Here is a 19,064-nt window from a genome sequence, read left to right as displayed (position 1 = left end):
AAAGTGTTGAATTAACTCAGTAATTCTGTTCGGTCAGGCGCTTGTTTTCTGCAGCGCCTGTATCACCTGGTCTTTCGGTCCATCGGCAACGATCTTGCCCTGCTCGATGACAATGAGGCGGTCGGCCAGCTCGAGCATGCTGAAGCGGTGCGTCGAAACGATCAGCGTCGTGTTGCGATCGAAAGCCACTTTGAGCTGCTTGATCAGCTGGCGCTCGGAAGCCAGATCCATCGAGCCGGACGGCTCGTCCAGGAACACGATTTTCGGTTTGGTCAGCAGCAGGCGGGCAATTGCCATTGTCTGCCTCTGACCGCCCGAGAGATTGGTGCCGCGCTCGCCGACATTCATGTCGTAACCTCGCGGATGGCGGGAGACGAAGTCGTCGACGCCGGCAGCCTTGGCCGCGTCGACGATCTGCTCATCGGTCGCCTCCGGGCACGCCATCAGGAGATTTTCCTTGATGGTGCCGGAAAACAGATCGTTGGCTTGCGCGACGATCCCGACCGCGGCGCGAACCTCCGACGGGTGGTATTGACGGATGTCGATCCCGTCCAGCAGCAACTCGCCGGAGGTCGGCAGGAAAAGCCTGCCGATCAGCCGCCCCATGGTCGTCTTTCCCGAGCCTATGCGGCCGATGATGCCGATCCGCTCACCGGGCTTCACCGAGAAATTCAGGCCGGTCAGCACTTCGTTTTCGGAACCCGGGTAGACAAAGCCGACATTCCTGAATGCCATTGCACCGTTGCGAATGGGGCGGTTGACGAAACCAACCGTGTCCGGCCGATCCTCAGGCTGCGCCATGATCGAATTCACCATTCGCAGGGACAGCATCGCCTGGCGAAGTCTGGACAAGGTGATCGCAATCTGCCCAAGCGGGGCCACCGCCCGGCCTGCCAGCATGACGGTGCCGATGATGGCGCCGGTCGAGACATGCCCTTCCGAAAAGGCATAGGCGCCGGCCACGATCAAAGCGACGGTGACCATCTGCTGGATGGCTTGGGTTATGTTGCCGGCGGCAGCCGAAAGCTGTTTGATCTTCTCGGACGTGTTGGATGCGTTCTTGGAATGCTCCGCCCATTTTCGCAGAAGGTACGCCTCTGCGCGTAGCGATTTGATCGTTTCCAGCGTGGAGATGGATTCCACCAGCAGGGCCTGGCGCTGCGAAGCCTCGTTCATGGAAGCGGCAACGCGTTTGCCGATGCGCCGTTGCGTGATCAGCCCGACGATCACCGAGGCGACAAAAGCAATGGCCGGTATGACGACCAGCCAACCGCCTATCGCATAGATGACAAGAAGAAAGACGAAGACGAATGCTGTGTCGATGAAGACGCTGATGGTGTTCGACGTGAAAAACTCGCGCACGAACTCGTACTGGGTCACCCGATTTGCATATTCGCCGGTTGAGCCGGGCCTTGCCGACAAGGACGAGTTCAGCACCTTCTCGAATAGCATATAGGAGATGCGAAGATCGGCCTTGCGCCCGGCATAGTCGATCAGTGACGCTCTGGCGGTCTTCAAGAGCAGGTCGAACAGAATGACCGCGCCGATCCCGATCGACAGCACCCAGAGCGTCGATATCGCCTTGTTCGGCAAGATCCTGTCGTAGACGTTCATGGTGAAGATCGGTGAGGCAAGAGCCAGCAGATTGATGAATACCGCCGACAGGATGACCTTCGAATAGGTGCGCCAGAACGGCCCCATCGTGCCGGTCAGCCAATGTCGCCGCTCGATCTTGGCCGCCGAACCGACGCTCATCGCCTCTACTGCGTTGGCATAGGTTATCGAGAACGAAACGCCGCCACTAATATAACTTCCGGAAAACTCGGATTTGCTGATTGTCGTGCGGCCGTCTTCCTGGGGAGCGGTCGTAAATCCACCGTCCTCGGTCTGGGCAAGCAGCGCTACAGGCAACTGGCTGACGCGAAACAGAATGGCGGGAAGGTCGATGCGTCCGCGAAGAAAGTCGCGATGGCTGAATTCCGTGATTTCAAGACCGATGCGTTCGGCAAGATGCCGGATGGCGTCGATATCGATGCGGGTGTCTGACAGCGGCACGCCGGCAAACAGCACGGTCTCGGAACTCGGCCTGCCGAGGTACCCGGCAACAGCGGAGAAGCAGGCCTTGAACGCCTCTTTTGGGGAGAGGATTTTGGGTTGTGGGTTCACGATCGGCCCGCAGGACTATCGTTCGTCCTTGACCTTCCTACTTCTTTCTTACCGGTGCGAGGATGTCGAAAGGCAGATCGTTCGTCTGCTCCGACGGCGTGCGCGCATAGGTTTCGGTGTCGGCCGTTTCAGGCGCATTGAACTCGGCCTTGGCATAGGCGGTGGCCTGTTTTGCCGGCTGAAGATTCATGGTCTTCAGCAACTGCCCGGTTGCCGCCAGCAGCCGGTACTGCGCGAAAAGCGACGCGTAGGATGCGGTGTCGGCAAGCGTAGCTGTGTTGAACCGCGTGTTCTGCGCGTCGAGCACGTCGAGCAGTGAGCGCTGTCCGACCTTGAACTGCTCGCGATAGGACGCCACCAGCCTTTCGTTGGCGGCAGCCTGAAGCTTCAATGTCTTTGCCAGATCGGCCTGCCGGAAGCGGCGATCCCATGACGTACGGACGGCTTCCTCGATCTCGCGCAGAACCTGGTGCAGCACAAGGCGCTGCTCGCTGGTGCGGCGGACCTGCTCTTGCTCGTTGGCTTTGTCGATGCCGCCGCGATAGAGGTTCCAGCGCAGCACCAGCCGCGCCTGCAGGTCGCTAGCGTCGCCATCGTCGCCGTCGATGTCATAGCCGCCGCGGGCGCGGCCTTCGGCGATGACGGACGGCCCGAATTTCGCCCGCGCCGCATCCACCAGGGAGGCGGCGGCGTCGATATCGCTGTTGGCCATGTGGACGCGCGGATTGTTCTGTCGCGCCAGCCCTAGCGCGTCGTCGAGCGACCTTGGCAGCGCGCTCGAGACATCGCCTGGCCTTGACGCGTTGGTCAGCGGCTTACCGACCGTCTTGAAGAACCGTATCTTGGAAGCCTCCAGTTCTTCGGTCGCCTCCTGCATACGTGCCTTGGCAGCGAACAGCCGCTCCTCGGCCTGCTGGCGATCAGCCTCGTTCAACGCGCCGCCTGCAATACCTTGCCGGATGTCGCCGAGGATTGCCTGGTGAAAGCCCAGATTCTTCTTCGCTTCCGAAACGATCGAAGCCTGCAGCATGTATTCGAGATAGTCCTGGACGACAGACAGTCCAATGAATTCAGACCGTTCCAGCACCCGGAACGATGCGCCGTCGACCCGCGACGCCTGACGGTTCAGTTCCGCCCGCCTTGCGCCGCTGTCATAAAGCGTCTGCGTGACAACGACATCGGCTTCCGACGGATAGAGCGCGTCATCCTCTATGGACAGCGAACGCCGGGAGGAATTGTCGAGACGACGAACCCCCGCCGACGCCTCGACATCGACGCTGGGAAGATAAAGTCCCTTCGCTTGGCGTAGCTCGAATTCGATTGCTTCGCGGTTTTCGATCGCTTGGCCAATTTCGGGGTTGGACTCCACCGCAACCGCCATCGCCTCCTGGAGAGTGAGCGCGTGAGCATTCCCACAACTCAATATGGCGACCGTCGTCAGCAGGCCGAGGCGCTTGCCTATCGCCGGCATAACTATTGTTTTCATTTTGCCCATCCCAACGTTTCCCCGCGCCCTTATCCCCGGGCGCTACAACTCAAGCGTGATTGTTCACAAATTTACAAAATATGTGAGCGCTTATTGATTTAGTGACCGGTAAAACGCTGAGTTCAAGCCATAAATCTAAGGAATGTAGCAAAAATAGCACATAAAGATACTCAGGTGCGGTTTCTGGCAACAGCCATCCGGGTTCGCGCAGGCAAAGGAGAATGCTCCCCCGGGAAGGGCCCGCAGTGGCAACTTACAACCAATCTGCTCAGATAGCCTGACTATTTCTGGGGCGCATATTCATCTGCGAGCCCACATGGCAATTGGTTGGCAACAGGATGAACTTCGAGGCAAGTGAGCCCGTCCTAATCCGGCGCGTCGACTCGTAAATCCGTTCCACGGATTACAACTGCCTGCAAGCTGCCGCATGTTCGTACTTCCCAAGTCTCATCGGCCATATCGAGGCGCTAGACCGTCAGCTGGTCGCGCGGCTGTTGCCACAGCTGCCGATCTGCAACCGGACCAATTTCCGACGTTCTGGACCTGGTCTCCCAAGGTTTGGAAAACGACGTCAGCTATGGTCGGCAGTTCGGGGTCGCGGGAGCATACGGGAAGCTTTCAGATTTTGGCCCACGAAGAACTCAACAAAATCAACGATTTTCATTCGCCCTCCGGGCCTACCATAGCCATTGATTTTGCAACGCGCAAATGCACCTGGAGCAGTGACGGTACTTTCGAAAAGTGTTGGGCGCGGCTGTCGAACGCCACAAACTGCAAAAAATCGTCCGATTGATCCCGATAGTTGGTGAAACCTCAAAATGTTTTTTGCGCCGATTTTTCCTTTAAATCAAAAGGGTAATTTTTTGACGGTTCTGGTGGCGGACTTTTTTGCTTTGATGGAAAATACTGACAGTCGTTCAATGGTTATAGGCTGTATAAACAATCGAGTGGGAATGATTCAGGCCCACTCAAACGCCGCCGAAAATACGCCAATCTGACGTAACGCGCTGAAATAAAAACAAATCCTTTCAGGATAATCAGCGACAATCGGTGCTTAGAGATTGCCTTTGACGGACCGCCTGACGGACCTTCCGCATATTCCGCGGCTATCGCAAGAGTGCCGGGCGTTGTCTGCGTACTTGGCCGAGGTGCCCTTGCTTGGCAAGTTCCTGCCGCGACAAGGGCTGCTCGACAGCATTTTCGTCGCTATTGCCAATGCGGAGCCCCGGAGGATCAAAACCGGTTAGCAGCATGATGCCGACGGTTCAGAGCAAGCGACTCAGATTCCCGATTTGCTCAGAGTCTCCCAGCCTGTGGCTCTCCGTGCAGCGGGCCTTGAGCGTCTGGCTCGACCTTTTTGAAAGCTCGCCTCCAATCGCTGGACGAGTTTGGCGGCAAGGCTAGTCGTCTCCATCGGTGTTATGATCGATGCCAGGGAGGCCGCCTGGACCATGGCGTGAACTCATTGCCGTATGCTGGCAGTGCAAGGCAATGAACTGACTGCACAACATGTAGGTGCATTCGTGGATCAAATTTCCAGATAGCCAAACAGCGCGCGTATCTCGATTAGGTGGCAAGGAGTTGCGAAAGCTATGTTCGCAGTTTGAGAATCGTCCGATATGCCGCACAACGATGCCGGCAAGACGAGCCGAGAATGATCTGACGCAATGTTCAGATCCAAGAAGGACGGTTACCTGTGGCCCAGAAAGGAATCACACTAAAGGACGTTGCCGCAGCGGCTAAGGTGTCGCGCGCCACGGCCGCCCGGGCGCTCAACAGCTATGGTTACGTTGGCGACGAGACGGCGCTCCGCGTGGTTGAGGCAGCCGAAAGGCTGGGCTATCGGGCCAACCTCGTCGCGCAGGCGCTGCGCAGCGGACAATTGCCGATCATAGGCTTCGTGCCCGGCGATATCCAGAATCCGTTCTTCGCCCGAATCGCGCACGACATAGAGGTGGAACTGCGCAAGCACCGGCACAATCTTCTGATTGCCAGCAGCGAGGAGAATGTAGAACAGGAGAAAGAACTGCTTGAGAGCCTTCGCTCGCTCAGCATTCGCGGCTTCATCCTTGCCCCAACGTCTGCAACCGACAGCCAGCATATTGTGCAACTGGCCCGCGAAGGCGCGCCGATCGTGCTCATCGACCGCGTGGTAAAGGACCTGCAATGCGACAGCGTCGTCGTCGACAACGAGGGCGGGGCACGCGAGGCAGTGGACTATCTGGTTGGCAACGGTCACCACCGGATCGGTCTTTTGCGCGACGAGTCACGCATCTTTACGGCACAGGAACGCTTGGCTGGCTACCAAAACTCGCTCCACTCGCATGGGATCGCAATCGATGAAGCGCTCATCGGCGTATCGCGCTCGACCGTCGAGCACGCCATCGAAGCCACGATCCGCCTGTTCAGCCGGCGCAATCGCCCGACCGCACTGTTCACGGTGGACAGCCTCATGACGCAAGGCGCGCTTCTTGGCCTGCGTTCAATGGGGCTCTCGATTCCGCATGATGTGTCGGTGGTTGGCTTCGATGACTTCAACCTCGCCACGTTCACCGATCCGCAGATAACGGTCGTGGCGCAACCCATCTCCGAGATCGGACCGCTCGCCGCCAGATACCTGCTGGAGCGGCTTGCCGGCAAAAAGGTTGCACCGCGCCGTACCCGGTTTCAGACCCGCTTGATCGTACGCGGATCGGTTGTCCGGCGCGCTGTGCGCTAAGAGCAAACCCCTCGATTTCGGAGAATTTCGTCTAAAGGACTTGCCATTGGCGAAATTGCGTGCCCATTATTGCTTGTGAGATCGATCTCACATCGGGAAAACGAGCTAGACGGCCCACCGACGCCTAAGGCGGGCTAGAGGCCTGTAACATGCGAAATACAAGGAAAACGTCATGCTGAACTTCGATAGGGACCGCTTCGTGAAGATCCAAAGCGGGGCCGTCGCCGTCGCAGGTGAGGTTCGCTCACTGATGCGCACACTGCTGGCAGATGGCGTCGAGCGGCTGTTTGTCATGGGCACCGGCGGCGTGCAGCTTCTAACCTTGCCCGCGATCGAGTTGGCGCAGCGCTGTTCCACCTTCCCGGTGAGCGGTGCCTATCCGGCGCAGGTCGTGATCGATCCGCCCGCCGGTCTCGACAGCAAGGCCGTGGTGGTCATCCCGTCCTTGTCGGGCACGACGAAGGAAGGCGTCGAGCTCATGGCCTTTCTGAAAAAACGTGGTGTACGCACGATTTCGCTCACCGGCCATTCGGATACGCCAATCGCACGGGAGGCTGACCACAATTTCACGAACTTCGCCGAAGACGACACCTCGTCGGAATCCTTCTACCTGCAGACGCTGCTGATCGTCCTGGCCCTGCTGGAAGAGCGCGGCGAATATGATGATTTTGATGGCACTGTCGCCGAACTCAAACTGCTGCCGGACCTGCTTGCCGACGCCAAGGCTGCCTTTGAGGACAGGGCGGCCGAACTGGCCCAGACAATCAAGGACGATACCTATCACATCTTCACCGGCGCCGGCTCGGTGTGGCCGGAGGCACACTATTACGGCATGTGCATCCTCGAAGAGATGCAGTGGATTCGCACCCGCCCGGTGCACGCCGCCGACTTCTTCCACGGTACGCTCGAGTTGGTCGAGCCGGGCGTCAGCGTTTTCGTGTTCAAGGGCGAAGATGCCCTTCGGCCCCTGGCCGACCGGGTCGAGAACTTCGCCAGGCGCTACACGGACCGCGTTCGCACGCTGGACGCGGCCTCGGTCAAGTTGCCGGGCATCTCCGCAAAGGTCCGCGGCATGATCTCGCCGGTTCTGCTCGCCACCTTGCTCGAGCGGCTGAGCGCCCATCTCGAGGTGCTGCGCAACCACCCGCTGACCACCCGTCGCTACTACAAACGCGTGGAATATTGATCCCCTCTTACCTCTGAAGGAGCTATCCATGAAACGTTCGCTGCAAGTCGTGGCGGTCACGGTGGCCGCGGTATCATCATTGGGGTTGTCGATAAGCGGCAGTTCCGCCGCTTCGCCGGCTGTCACGGCCGACCCAAACGCCAAGGTGGAATACACCGGCACGCTTTCGGTCCTGACCAAGTTCGGGCTGCAACAGCTGTCGCCCTATTTCGTCAACCTGGCACAGGCCTATGAGAAGCTCCATCCGGATGTGAAGGTCGAACTTATCCAGGAGAGCGACGACAGCGTGAAGGGCAAGACCAAGACGCTGGTCGCTTCCAACTCGCTGCCCGATATCTATTTCTCCTGGACAGGCAGCTGGGGTGGCAATTTCGTGCGCGGCAATCGCGCCGTTGATCTCACGCCCGTCATTGCTGCCGATACCGAGTGGGGCAAGTCGCTGTCTCCAGCCGCCGTCAAGGCGTTCCAGTACAACGGCAAGTTCTATGGCATTCCGCTTTACCAGGATGCCAAGTTCATGGGCTACAACAAGCAGATCTTCGCCAAGCTCAGCCTCAAGGCACCCGCCACTTTCGAGGACTTGCTGACCAGCTGCGACGCCATCCGCAAATCCGGCGTGACACCGATCTCCTTCGGCAACAAGGAGGCTTGGCCGGCGATCCACTTTGCAGGCCAGCTGCTCGCCTACAACGTGCCGCAGGCAACGCTGGAACGCGACTTCGATCCGGCCACCGCCCAATACAGCGATCCAGGCTACGTCGCAGCACTCAAGCAGTTCAGCCAGCTTGTCGAGCGCTGCACCGATGGCGCCGGCGTCAACGGCACATCCTATGCTTCGGCTCTCCAGGCCTTCACCAACGCCCAGTCGGCGATGTACTACCAGGAAATCATCGAGTTCGATCAGGCCGCCACGCCGGAGTCGGCGTTAAAGCCCGCCGATTTCGGATTCTTCCGGCTGCCGGTGCCCGCTGGCGCAAAGGGTGACGCCAAGTCGATCGAGGGCGCGCCGGAGGGCTACATGATCAATGCGGCATCGAAGAACATCCCGCTGGCGATCGATTTCATGAAGTTCGTGACTTCCAAGGAAAATGCGCAGGTGCTGTCTGCGCCACCCTATGGCCAGCCGAGCGCCACCATCGGCGGCGCCTCGGAATCGAACATGAGCGCGGCTGTGGTCGATGGCCTCAAGGATATCAACGCCGCCTCATACCTCATGCCCTGGCTGGATACGGCCAACCCACCGCGCGTCGCCGCCGTCTGGCTGTCCAGCTTGCAGGCGCTGGCGGGCGGCTCGATGACGCCCGAGCAAGTGATGGACGAGGTGCGCAAAGCCGCATCCGCGGCCAAATAAAACAGACCATGGCAAGGGCCTCGGACACAGTGGACAGCGGCGCCGATATTCGCGGCGTCGCCAAGCCGCAACGGCCAAAGAGCCGGCGGGCCTGTTTCGCCAACCTGTTGTCGTTGCGATGGGCGGCGATCGCGCTCATCCTCATCGGCTGGTTCGTCTATTATCCGATCGTCGACAATTTCATCGTCAGCACCACCGACCAGGACATCTACACCGGCGAGGTCACCAATGTCGGCCTCGCCAATTACGACCGGCTGCTGCATGACCCGGTCGTGCTGCTGGCGCTGTGGAACAACTGCCTCTACGCTCTCATCTCCGTCATCTTCCAGGTCTTCGGCGCGTTCCTGCTGGCGGCCATCATCGAGGACCTGAAGAGCGAACGCTGGCGCCGCCTGTGGCGCGCCGTCTATTTCGTCCCGTCGGCCATCTCGATCACGGTGACGGGCCTGCTGTTTTATTTCATCTACCAGCCGCAGATCGGCTTGCTGGATGCAGCCCTCAGCCGTGTTGGCCTGAGCCAGCTCGTCATGCCCTGGCTTGGCAATGAGCACACCGCCATCTATGCCATCATCGCCATGAGCCAATGGCAGGGTTTTGGCTATTCGACGCTGCTGTTTGCCATTGCCATTCAGAAGATCCCGCGCGACCTCTACGATGCCGCAACGATCGACGGCGCAGGCCCGCTTCGCCGCCTGTGGAGCATCACCTTTCCGCTGACCCGGGAAATGACGGGATTGATGATCATCGTCACCATCACCGGCGCGTTCCAGGTGTTCAACGAGGTCATGGTGATGACCGCGGGCGGCCCCAACAACAGCAGCCAGGTGCTGGGCACGTGGCTCTACCAGAAGGCCTTCATCGAGGACAATTTCGGCTATGGCGCGGCGATCGCCGCCGTCATCTTCATGTTGACCATGCTCACCGGTGCGGCACAGCTCTGGTACACCAAGCGCCGCCGGGTGCAGCAATGAGCGCAACGATTGCAGCCGGTCGCAGCCGGCACGTCAATGTGTGGTCGGTCATCGCCAGGACATTGCTCTATTCGTTCCTGGTCTGCCTCGCTGTCGTCGTCATCTACCCGCTGATCTGGATGGCGCTGAGCGGCTTCAAGGACAATGCGCAGATCTTCGGCGATCCCTTCGCCCTGCCCACCCATTGGTCGTGGAACAACTACGTTCAGGCATGGAACCAGGGCGTGCGTGGCTACGTGACAGTCTCGGTGCTGGTGACCATCGCTTCGGCCATATGCACCGTGCTGATCAGCGCCTGGACGGCCTTCGGCCTGACCCGCACGAAGATGCCGGCAAAGCCGCTGGTTATCGCCATCGTTCTGGGCGGCTTGATGCTGAGCCCCACGGTGGCGATCATTCCACTGGTGAAGATGTTGCAGGCGCTCGGTCTCTACAACACCTACTGGGCGCTGATCATTCTCTACACGGCGTTCCGGGTGCCGTTCACCACCTTCCTCATCCGCGCCTACATGCTGGATCTGCCTGAAGACATCGACGAGGCGGCGACGATGGATGGCGCCAGCGAGGGTCAGATCTTCTGGCGCATCACCTTGCCGCTGTGCCGGCCGATAATCATCTCCTGCGTCATCCTGCACGTCCTGTTCGCCTGGAACGAATATCTCTTCGCCATGATCTTCACGAGCGGCTCGGATGTGCAGACGCTGCCGGTCGGACTGACGTCGATCATGGCAACGCACGGGACCAACTATGCCGTGGTGTTCGCGGCCATGACGATCTCGGCGCTGCCTATCGTGATCGTGTTCTTTGCCGCGCAACGCTACTTCATCCGTGGCTTGGCCGAAGGCATCGGCAAATAACAATTCCCGAAAGGAGCCTTCATGCCGCAGCTCGCTGCTCATCAGCTGATCGGAGCCAATTTCAGCTTCCAGCACTTCCCCTTCGATGAGGTCGCCAGGACGATCCGAGGCTTTGGCCTCCGCGAGATCGAGCTGTGGGGGATTGCCCAGCATCTGGACCTGTTCCACGCCACGGACGCACGTGTCGAATCCGTTCGCCGGGTACTCGCCGACAACGAGCTGTCGGCCTGGTGCTTTACGCCTGAGCAGGTGTTGTATCCAATCAACATTGCCTCCGGCGACGCCGCACTGCGCCAGGACAGCATCGAGCGGTTTCGGCGTGCAGCCGACATCTGCGCGGCGCTTGGCGCCCGCTATCTCTTCCTGACGCCCGGCCGGGGCTACGAGAGCGAACCCCGGCAACCGGCATGGGACCGCGCGGTCGGTTCGATCGGCGAGATCGCCCGGCGCGCCGCCGCAAACGGGGTGCGCTGCCTGCTCGAGCCGTTGCAGCGGTTCGAGAGCAACCTCGTCAATAATGCGGCAGGCCTGCGCCAAATGCTGGATGAGGTGGGCGCCGGCAATATCGATATCGTGCTCGACACTGTCGCCATGGCCACGGCCGGCGACACCGTGGCCGGCTATGTCGACCTGTTCGGCTCGCGGCTGGCGCATGTTCATCTGGTCGACGGCACGCCAGGCGGGCATCTGGTGTGGGGGGAGGGCACGCTGCCGCTCGACCACTATGTCAGCGAACTCGCGCGCCTCGGCTATGCCGGTAAGTTCACCTTCGAGCCGTTCGGCAACGGCTCCTACGCGCTCGATCCGGTAAAAGCCTGGACACGCTGCCTTGGCGCCATCGCGCCGTATATCGATCGCGCAACGGTGCCGGCATGAGGTCGAAAACGCTTATCGCGGTCGGGGACAATTGCCTTGATGCCTATTTGACCAACAACTTGATGACGGTGGGCGGCAATGCCTTGAATGTCGCGGCGCAATGGCGGCGCAACGGCTGGTCCGCGCGCTATTTCGGCGCCGTCGGGAACGATCCCGAAGGCGACGTGGTGCTTGCCGAACTGCAAGGTGCCGGCCTATCTCCGGACGACGTCGAACGGCGTCCCGGCGATACGGCCGTCACCTTGCTGCGCGATGAATCCGGCGACCGGAAGTTCCTGCACGAATCCTTCGGTGTGGGCGAAAACTACATGCCGGCGCCCGCGCATTATGCGGTCATCGCCGCGGCCGACTGGGTGCATCTCGGCACCAACGCCAACAAGCACCTTGTTCAACGATTGGTGACGGACCATGTGCCGTTCAGCATCGATCTATCGACCGCCCATATGGCGCTGCCGCTCGACGGTGTCCCGCTTTTGTTTGCGTCCGGACCGGACGATGTCGATGTTCCCATCGAGCCATCGCTGGGCGCGCTCAGGGCGGCCGGCGCAAGGCAGGTAGTTTTGACCTGTGGTCGACGCGGCTCCTACTTCGACGATGGCACGAATGTCGTGCATGCGCCGGCGACGCTTGTCGATGTCGTGGATACGTGTGGCGCCGGCGACAGTTTCATTGCCACTTTCCTCGCCGGCTTCCATTTCGGCGGCCTCGGCGCCCTGGAGGCATTGCACAGGGCGTCGATCGCGGCGGCGCAGACCTGCACCCATCTTGGCGGGTTTCCCCAGAGACCGCGTCCGATACCCGATTGGCTGCCAGCCAAATATGCCAGCTTCATTGTCGATGCGCAGGGAGCCCAAGCGTGAGTACAATTCGTTTGCGGCAGCCTGCGGTCGCGCTTGCATCTGACCGGTCGTTTTGGCTGCAGGACATTGCCGCCGCCCCTGCGACCGAGCCATTGCGAGGCGACGAGCGCGCCGACGTGGTGATCGTCGGTGGCGGCTATACCGGTCTGTGGACGGCGCTGCGGATCCTTGAACTTGCGCCGCAAACGCGGGTGGTGATCCTTGAAGCCGATCTGTGCGGATCGGGGGCCTCGGGGCGCAACGGCGGTCAGGTCCATTCATGGTTCGCCGAAATCGACCAGATCAGTGCGGTCGTCGGTCTCGAGGAAGCGCGCCTGCTGTGCGCCGACACGGTGGCATCGATCGCGGAGCTGAAGACGCTGCAGCAAAACGGCACCATAGACATGGACCTGAGGCTGGACGGATGGTTGTGGACAGCAAGCTCCATTGCGCAGGAAGGCGCCTGGGAGACCGCCGTGGCCTTGACGGCGGTTGTTGGAGAAAACCGTTTCAGCCCGCTGAAAGCCGAGGACATTCAACGCCGCACCGGTTCATCGGCCTCCTATGTCGGCGTCGTCGAGACCACTGCCGGCACGGTCCATCCCGCCAAACTTGCCATCGGATTGCGCAAGCTGGCACTGGCACGCGGCGTCATCATCCATGAGCGCAGCCCGGTCCTCGCCATCGAACCCGGCATGACATGCACGGTGCGCACGGCGCATGGCGCGGTACGGGCTGACAAAATCGTGCTTGCCGCCAACGCCTGGCTTTCCGCGCTGCCGGAACTGCGGCGACATCTTTATGTCGTCGGCAGCGAGGTGATTGCCACTGCCGCCGTTCCCGAACTGCTCGACAGCATCGGTTGGCGCGACGGTGCCTCGATCTGCGATTCCCAGGCCCAGGTGCTCTACTACCAGCGCACCATCGGGGGCAGGGTGGTCTTCGGTCGTGGCAGCGGCAACGTCGCCTTCAGTGGAAATTTCGGCGCCAGCTTCAACCGCAGCCCGGAGCACGGTCGCGACAATATGCGAGAGCTGCATCGGGTCTACCCCTCGCTGCGCGGTGTGGCGATCGAATATGACTGGTCGGGGCCGATCGACTGCGTGCCTGAACACGTTCCTGTCTTCGACCACCTGCGCGATCATCCCAATATCTTCTACGGCATGGGATTTAACGGCACCGGCATCGCGCAGACGCCGATAGCCGGACGCATTCTGGCGAGCCTGGTGCTCGAGCGAAAGGATCGCTGGAGCGAAAGTGGTCTGGTCGGCATCGAGCGGCGCATGTCGCTGCCGCCCGAGCCTTTGCGTTATCTCGGCGCCAGGCTTGTCCGCGCCGCGGTCCGCCGCAAGAACGAGGCCGAGATCCGCAACCGAAAGGCGGGCAGGATCACCAATCTTCTGGCAGCCCTGAAGCCAGGCAGGCCCAAGAAGTAGCCGGGCATCTGGCTCATCGTCACGCTCTTCAAACCATGAGCCGGCACGTGCCGTCCCGATGACGGTGGACGCGGCATTGCGATCAGGGTGCTTGCTGGGTTGATCGACGTACATTCTTAAAGCGGAGTGCGTCGACCTTGTTCTAACGTATTCATGTGGGCCGTATCGCCGTCACACCTATGCTTGGCGCACTTGCGGCTTTCCATTCGAGGGCGGGCCAACGGATCCGCGTGCAATGATGGCGGTCGGCAAAATGAGCTTTTCCGCCGGGCGGGAATCTCCCTTCAATCGCCGGATGAGCAATTCCGCGACGCTCTTGCCAAGCGCGTAGACGGGCTGGTCGATAACGGTGATGGGCGGCGTGGTGACGCTCGTCCAGTCCGCATCATGGAAAGTGATGAGCGAAATGTCGTCGGGAACCCGCAGGCCGCGCTCGCGGGTCACCTTGAAGATCTCCAGCGCAATGACGCTGTCGGAGGCGAGGATCGCCGTTGGCCGATCCGGCGCCGACAGCATCTCGCCGGCAACCCTGCGCGTTTCGGTGGGGCTTGTCGCGCCAAGGCGAACAAAGCGTTCTGGCCGATCAAGTCCGGCCTCTCGGCACACGGTGAGGAAACCGTCGATGCGCTCACGGACCGACGAGGTGTAGATCTGCCCGAGATCGCGGTACTCGTGCCCTTCGGCGTCGACCGCGGTCACATAGGCGATGTTGCGGTGGCCGGCATCGGCTAGAAAGCGGGTCGCCAGCATGGCGATGCCGCGATCGTCGGTCGTGACCGTATCGACATCCAGATCTGCCAGCGCCCTATCCAGCAGGGCAAGCGGTCGGCCCGAGCGGTGGATATCGCGCAGGTGCGCGATGTCGCGCGATTCCGACGGCGTGACGATCAGCCCGTCGACGCGCTTGCCGATGAGCAGTTTCACGGCCGCCTTTTCCGCCTCGATCTTCTCGCCGGAATTGGCCAGGATGACGTTGAACCCGGCTGCCTTTGCCGCGTCGCTGATGCCGCGTACCGCGAGGCTGAAGAACGGGTTCTCGATGTCGCCGACAACCACGCCGATGATGCCGGAGCGGCCGGTCGTCATGCTGCGGGCGAGCTCGTTCGCACGATAGTCCAAGGCCTTGGCCGCGGCCATGACTTCCGCGCGGATCATGTCGCTGACGACGCCGTATCCGCCGAGCACGCGCGCGGCTGTCGCTTTCGAAACGTTGGCCGCGCGGGCGACGTCGCTGACCGTTATCGACGGGGTCTTGGGGGCGGTTCTTTTCATCGGATGACGACTACAAGAGTTGTTGACGGGAGGTCAACGTGGCGATAACGATTAACAAAGAGACCGGTCTCACGCAATATGAGACCGGTCTCTTTAAAAGGAGTGGAGCCGAGAGGCATGACGGACCGTGATTTCGGCAAGGGCATGTCGGCGCGCCAGATGGCGGCTCGACGGAAATACCAAGAAGAACAGACCTTCAGAGTGGAGAAAGACATGAGCAGGAAAGAAATTCTCAAGTCGTTGATGTGCCCGGTCAGAACCGGCGCAATGGCTCTTATGGCGATGTGCGTCGGCGCCGGGCTGGTTTCAGGAGCGGCCGCCGCGGATGACAATCCCTATGGCCTCATTGATGCGAAGGTCATCAGCGTCGGAACCATGGGCGATGCCAAACCCTACGCTTTCACCCAGGCCGATGGGTCGTTCACCGGCTTCGACATCGAATTGTTCCGCAACGTCGCGAGCCGCCTTGGCTTCAAGCCCCACCAGGTGATCTTCACCGGCCAGGAATTCTCGGCGCTGATGCCTTCGGTTGCAAACGAGCGTTTCGATGTCGCGGTCGCGGCAATCGGCACGACGGAAGCACGCAAGAAGACCGTCGACTTTTCCGACGGGTATATCGCAGGCTATCTGTCCGTGCTTACTGCCGACAAGGCGATCACGTCGGCGGACGGGCTCAAGGGCAAACGTCTCGGCGTCGTGCAAGGCACGCTCCAGGAAATCTACGCGGCGAAGAATTTTGTCGGAACCGATCTCGTCAAATTCCCCGACAACAACTCCGCCGTTTCGGCGCTTAACAACGGAACCGTGGATGCCCACTTCCTCGATTACGAGGCTGCCAAGGACTATGGCGTTCGCTATCCGAACCTGAAGATCGCGGTCAATATTCCTTCCTTTGACGCGCCGGCCGGCTTCGTCCTGCGCAAGGGCAACGACAAGCTCCGCAATGCGCTGAACACCGCCCTTCACGCGGCCATGCAGGACGGCACCTGGAAAACGCTTTATGAAAAGTGGTTCCCCGGCTCGCCGATGCCCGACCAGTATCTTCCCAAGAAGTAGACCGTACCCGGCCGCTGGCTCTCATGCCGGCGGCCGGATTACGCCGCCGTCCTTGATGCGGACGATGTGAATAGCGCAACCGAAAGGGGGGCGAATGAACTGGCTCGAAAACCTGCGGCGCAGTTTCCTCGACTGGCAGGCCATGGCGGACGTGCTGCCCAGCATGATCACCATCGGATTGAAGAACACGTTGATCCTCGCCGCCGCGTCGACGGTGCTGGGTGTCATCCTCGGCATGATCCTGGCGGTCATGGGCATCTCGCAATCGCGCTGGCTGCGCATTCCGGCGCGGGTCTACACGGATATATTCCGTGGGCTGCCGGCGATCGTCACCATCCTGCTGATAGGCCAGGGCTTTGCCCGCATCGGCCGTGAAATCTTCGGCCCTTCGCCCTTTCCGCTCGGCATTCTTGCGCTGAGCCTGATCGCCGGCGCCTATATCGGCGAAATCTTCCGCTCGGGCATCCAGAGCGTCGAGCGCGGGCAGATGGAGGCCTGCAGGGCGCTCAGCATGAGCTACGGCCAAGGCATGCGCCTGATCGTGATCCCGCAAGGCATCCGCCGCGTCTTGCCGGCCCTCGTCAACCAGTTCATCGGCAACGTCAAGGATTCAAGCCTTGTCTACTTCCTCGGTCTGCTCGCCTCGGAGCGCGAGATCTTCCGTGTCGGTCAGGACCAGGCAGTGGTCACCGGAAATCTCTCGCCATTGCTTCTGGCCGGCGTGTTCTATCTCGTCATCACCGTGCCGTTGACCCATGTGGTCAACTACATCGACAACTCGCTGCGGGTCGGAAAGCAAAAGGCAGGCCTCGTCATCAGCGGCCTGGCCGAAGTGAGCGAACTGGAGGGCGCCACCGGCAGTGCACTTTCGGAGGCCGGCTCTGATGCCCGCTCAGCGCTGCCCCGCTTCAAGGGCGGCAGTCTCGCCATTACCGATCTCGACATGGCCTATGGCGACCTCGATGTTCTCAAAGGCGTCAGCCTGGCAGTCAAGCCTGGCACGGTCACATGCGTGATCGGCCCATCAGGTTCGGGCAAGTCGACCCTGCTGCGCTGCCTCAACCGCCTGGTCGAGCCCAAGGGCGGTGAGGTGTTGCTCGATGGTGCGAGCATCCTGGCGATGAAGCCTGAAAAACTGCGCCGGCGTGTCGGCATGGTTTTCCAGCAGTTCAATCTGTTTCCCGACCACACCGCGCTCGAAAACGTCATGCTGTCGCTGACCAAGGTAAAGGGGCTCCCTGTACAGGAAGCTGAGCGCATCGCCGAGGCGCGCCTTGCCGACGTCGGGCTTGCGACCCGCAAACACCATCGTCCAGGGAGCCTTTCCGGTGGCCAGCAGCAGCGTGTGGCAATCGCTCGTGCATTGGCGATGGACCCGGAGGTCATCTTGTTCGATGAGGTAACGAGCGCACTCGATCCAGAACTGGTGAAGGGTGTGCTCAACCTCATGGCGGATCTCGGCCGGCGCGGCATGACAATGGTCGTGGTGACGCATGAAATGGGCTTCGCCCGCAAGGTCGCCGATCAGGTCGTCTTCATGGATGAAGGCCGCATCATCGAGGCCGGCACGCCTGCCGCGATTTTCGACACGCCGAAAAGCCCGCGTCTGAAGCACTTCCTTGCCGAAGTGCTTTGATCACGCATGAGCCCTTCAAGACGGCCGCCCAAACCAACCTCCACCAGTGAAAGATATCTCATGGCTGCATCACATCAGGTTTCCAAGGTCGTTGTTGTCGGCGGCGGCATTTTTGGCGTCTCCTCGGCCGTTCATCTTGCAAGGCTCGGCATCGAGACCGTGCTGGTCAATGATGGACCGCTCGCCAAGGGAGCTTCCGGCCGCTCGCTCGCCTGGATCAATTCGGCGCGCAGGCGCTCGGCTGAATATCATCGCCTGCGCATGATCGGTATCGACCGCTACCGCAGTTTGTCGGCGCGATGCCCGGATGCCGCCTGGCTGCGTTTCGACGGTGGCCTGACGTGGGATGCGGACGATGCCTCAAACGAGATCGCCGATGTCTTCGCTCACGAAAAACGTCTCGGCTATGATGCGCAGCATCTGTCCGCGGACGCCATAAGGTTGGTCACGCCGGGTGTCTGCGCAAGCGCTGTCACGCCTCAAGGCGCGATCTTCAACGCGGGCGAGGGCTGGGTCGACCTGCCGTCGCTGATCGAAATATTGATCGCGGAATTCGTGGAGCGGGGCGGCCAGGTGGTCACCGAGGCCGGAAGCGCTACCGTCACCGTCGCCAACGGCCGCGCCACCGGCGTCACCACCACCAGCGGGATCAGCTTCGCCGCCAACGCGGTGCTTCTGGCGACCGGTGCGGATGTGCCGCGAATGGTCGCCGTGGCCGGTCAGCGTATTGCCGATGGGACACCAATCGCGCTGCTGGTCAGGACCAAGCCAGTCGACTTGCCTCTACGCGCCGTGCTCAACACGCCGCGCGTCGCCATCCGGCCGACGCCTGATGGCGCCCTCGCGCTCGATTCTGCCTGGTCGGAAGAAGAGGTGGTAGTCAATCCGGACGGGACTTATCGCGTAAAAGCATCGACCATCCAAGGGCTTCTCGACGAAGCGTCGAATGTTCTCGACGGTCATCCGAAATTGGAATTGGAGAGCTACGGTGTCGGGCCCAAGCCGATCCCCGGAGACGGCGAGCCGGTCTTCGGCCAGTTGCGGGAGATCGAGGGGTATTACGTCGCCTTCAGCCACAGCGGCGCAACACTTGGCTTGATTGCCGGCGAACTGCTTGCAACCGAGATCGCCACCGGAACAGAGCACCCACTCCTTGCAAGCTTTCGACCGTCTCGATTTTCACTTTAGCCTGCCAATTCGCCTCGGAATGGGA

At 60.8% G+C, this 19,064-nt stretch carries 15 protein-coding genes; 12 read left to right on the top strand and 3 right to left on the bottom strand.

Annotated elements, in window-relative coordinates; all coding sequences use genetic code 11:
- Positions 1-33: 33 nt before the first annotated feature.
- Entirely contained in the window at positions 34-2,166 is a 2,133-nt protein-coding gene (locus X733_RS152715) for a type I secretion system permease/ATPase (RefSeq protein WP_023687775.1), read from the bottom strand.
- 37 nt (positions 2,167-2,203) lie between these two features.
- A complete protein-coding gene (locus X733_RS152720) occupies positions 2,204-3,652 on the bottom strand; it encodes a TolC family protein (protein WP_023818624.1) in 1,449 nt (482 codons plus the stop codon).
- 818 nt (positions 3,653-4,470) lie between these two features.
- On the opposite strand from X733_RS152720, the gene X733_RS1000000169505 reads away from it, so the two are divergent.
- The 9 genes from X733_RS1000000169505 to X733_RS152765 all read left to right on the top strand — a co-directional run bounded on the left by X733_RS1000000169505 (position 4,471) and on the right by X733_RS152765 (position 13,887).
- Positions 4,471-4,650 (top strand): hypothetical protein, encoded by a 180-nt coding sequence (locus tag X733_RS1000000169505; protein WP_155924189.1) that lies wholly within the window; start codon positions 4,471-4,473, stop codon positions 4,648-4,650.
- Positions 4,651-5,348: 698 nt separating this feature from the next.
- On the top strand, positions 5,349-6,371 hold the full coding sequence (locus tag X733_RS152730; protein ID WP_023818622.1) for a LacI family DNA-binding transcriptional regulator: 1,023 nt from the start codon (positions 5,349-5,351) through the stop codon (positions 6,369-6,371).
- Positions 6,372-6,543: 172 nt separating this feature from the next.
- Positions 6,544-7,557, top strand: coding sequence for an SIS domain-containing protein (locus X733_RS152735; protein ID WP_023818621.1), 1,014 nt, complete (start codon positions 6,544-6,546; stop codon positions 7,555-7,557).
- A 28-nt stretch (positions 7,558-7,585) separates the two neighbouring features.
- Positions 7,586-8,908 carry an extracellular solute-binding protein gene (locus tag X733_RS152740; RefSeq protein ID WP_023686870.1) on the top strand — a complete coding sequence of 441 codons (1,323 nt, stop codon included), beginning with the start codon at positions 7,586-7,588 and terminating at the stop codon, positions 8,906-8,908.
- Positions 8,909-8,916: 8 nt separating this feature from the next.
- The gene (locus X733_RS152745; protein ID WP_023818620.1) at positions 8,917-9,879 is read left to right on the top strand and encodes a sugar ABC transporter permease; all 963 of its coding nucleotides are present in this window, start codon (positions 8,917-8,919) and stop codon (positions 9,877-9,879) included.
- Positions 9,876-10,736 carry a carbohydrate ABC transporter permease gene (locus X733_RS152750; protein ID WP_023818619.1) on the top strand — a complete coding sequence of 287 codons (861 nt, stop codon included), beginning with the start codon at positions 9,876-9,878 and terminating at the stop codon, positions 10,734-10,736. The genes X733_RS152745 and X733_RS152750 overlap by 4 nt, the downstream gene beginning before the upstream one ends.
- A 21-nt stretch (positions 10,737-10,757) precedes the next feature.
- The gene (locus X733_RS152755; RefSeq protein ID WP_023818618.1) at positions 10,758-11,612 is read left to right on the top strand and encodes a sugar phosphate isomerase/epimerase family protein; all 855 of its coding nucleotides are present in this window, start codon (positions 10,758-10,760) and stop codon (positions 11,610-11,612) included.
- The gene (locus X733_RS152760) at positions 11,609-12,472 is read left to right on the top strand and encodes a PfkB family carbohydrate kinase (protein WP_023818617.1); all 864 of its coding nucleotides are present in this window, start codon (positions 11,609-11,611) and stop codon (positions 12,470-12,472) included. Before X733_RS152755 ends, X733_RS152760 begins: the two co-directional genes overlap by 4 nt.
- Complete coding sequence (locus tag X733_RS152765) at positions 12,469-13,887, top strand: FAD-binding oxidoreductase (RefSeq protein WP_023686874.1); 1,419 nt, start codon at positions 12,469-12,471, stop codon at positions 13,885-13,887. The genes X733_RS152760 and X733_RS152765 overlap by 4 nt, the downstream gene beginning before the upstream one ends.
- A 177-nt stretch (positions 13,888-14,064) precedes the next feature.
- On the opposite strand, the gene X733_RS152770 is transcribed toward X733_RS152765, so the two are convergent.
- Complete coding sequence (locus X733_RS152770) at positions 14,065-15,159, bottom strand: LacI family DNA-binding transcriptional regulator (RefSeq protein WP_023707239.1); 1,095 nt, start codon at positions 15,157-15,159, stop codon at positions 14,065-14,067.
- Positions 15,160-15,372: 213 nt separating this feature from the next.
- Here X733_RS152770 and X733_RS152775 point away from each other — a divergent pair, with 213 nt between their 5' ends.
- The 3 genes from X733_RS152775 to X733_RS152785 all read left to right on the top strand — a co-directional run bounded on the left by X733_RS152775 (position 15,373) and on the right by X733_RS152785 (position 19,039).
- Positions 15,373-16,215, top strand: a complete 843-nt coding sequence (locus X733_RS152775) for an ABC transporter substrate-binding protein (protein ID WP_023818616.1) — start codon at positions 15,373-15,375, stop codon at positions 16,213-16,215.
- 94 nt (positions 16,216-16,309) lie between these two features.
- Positions 16,310-17,851, top strand: coding sequence for an amino acid ABC transporter permease/ATP-binding protein (locus tag X733_RS1000000171300; protein WP_023695154.1), 1,542 nt, complete (start codon positions 16,310-16,312; stop codon positions 17,849-17,851).
- 60 nt (positions 17,852-17,911) lie between these two features.
- A complete protein-coding gene (locus X733_RS152785; protein WP_023695155.1) occupies positions 17,912-19,039 on the top strand; it encodes an FAD-binding oxidoreductase in 1,128 nt (375 codons plus the stop codon).
- Positions 19,040-19,064: the final 25 nt, after the last annotated feature.

This window comes from Mesorhizobium sp. L2C066B000 (assembly GCF_000502335.1).
Classification (GTDB): domain Bacteria; phylum Pseudomonadota; class Alphaproteobacteria; order Rhizobiales; family Rhizobiaceae; genus Mesorhizobium.
Note: the sequence above shows the minus strand (reverse complement) of the source record. Positions and strands in the feature narration are given on the sequence as shown.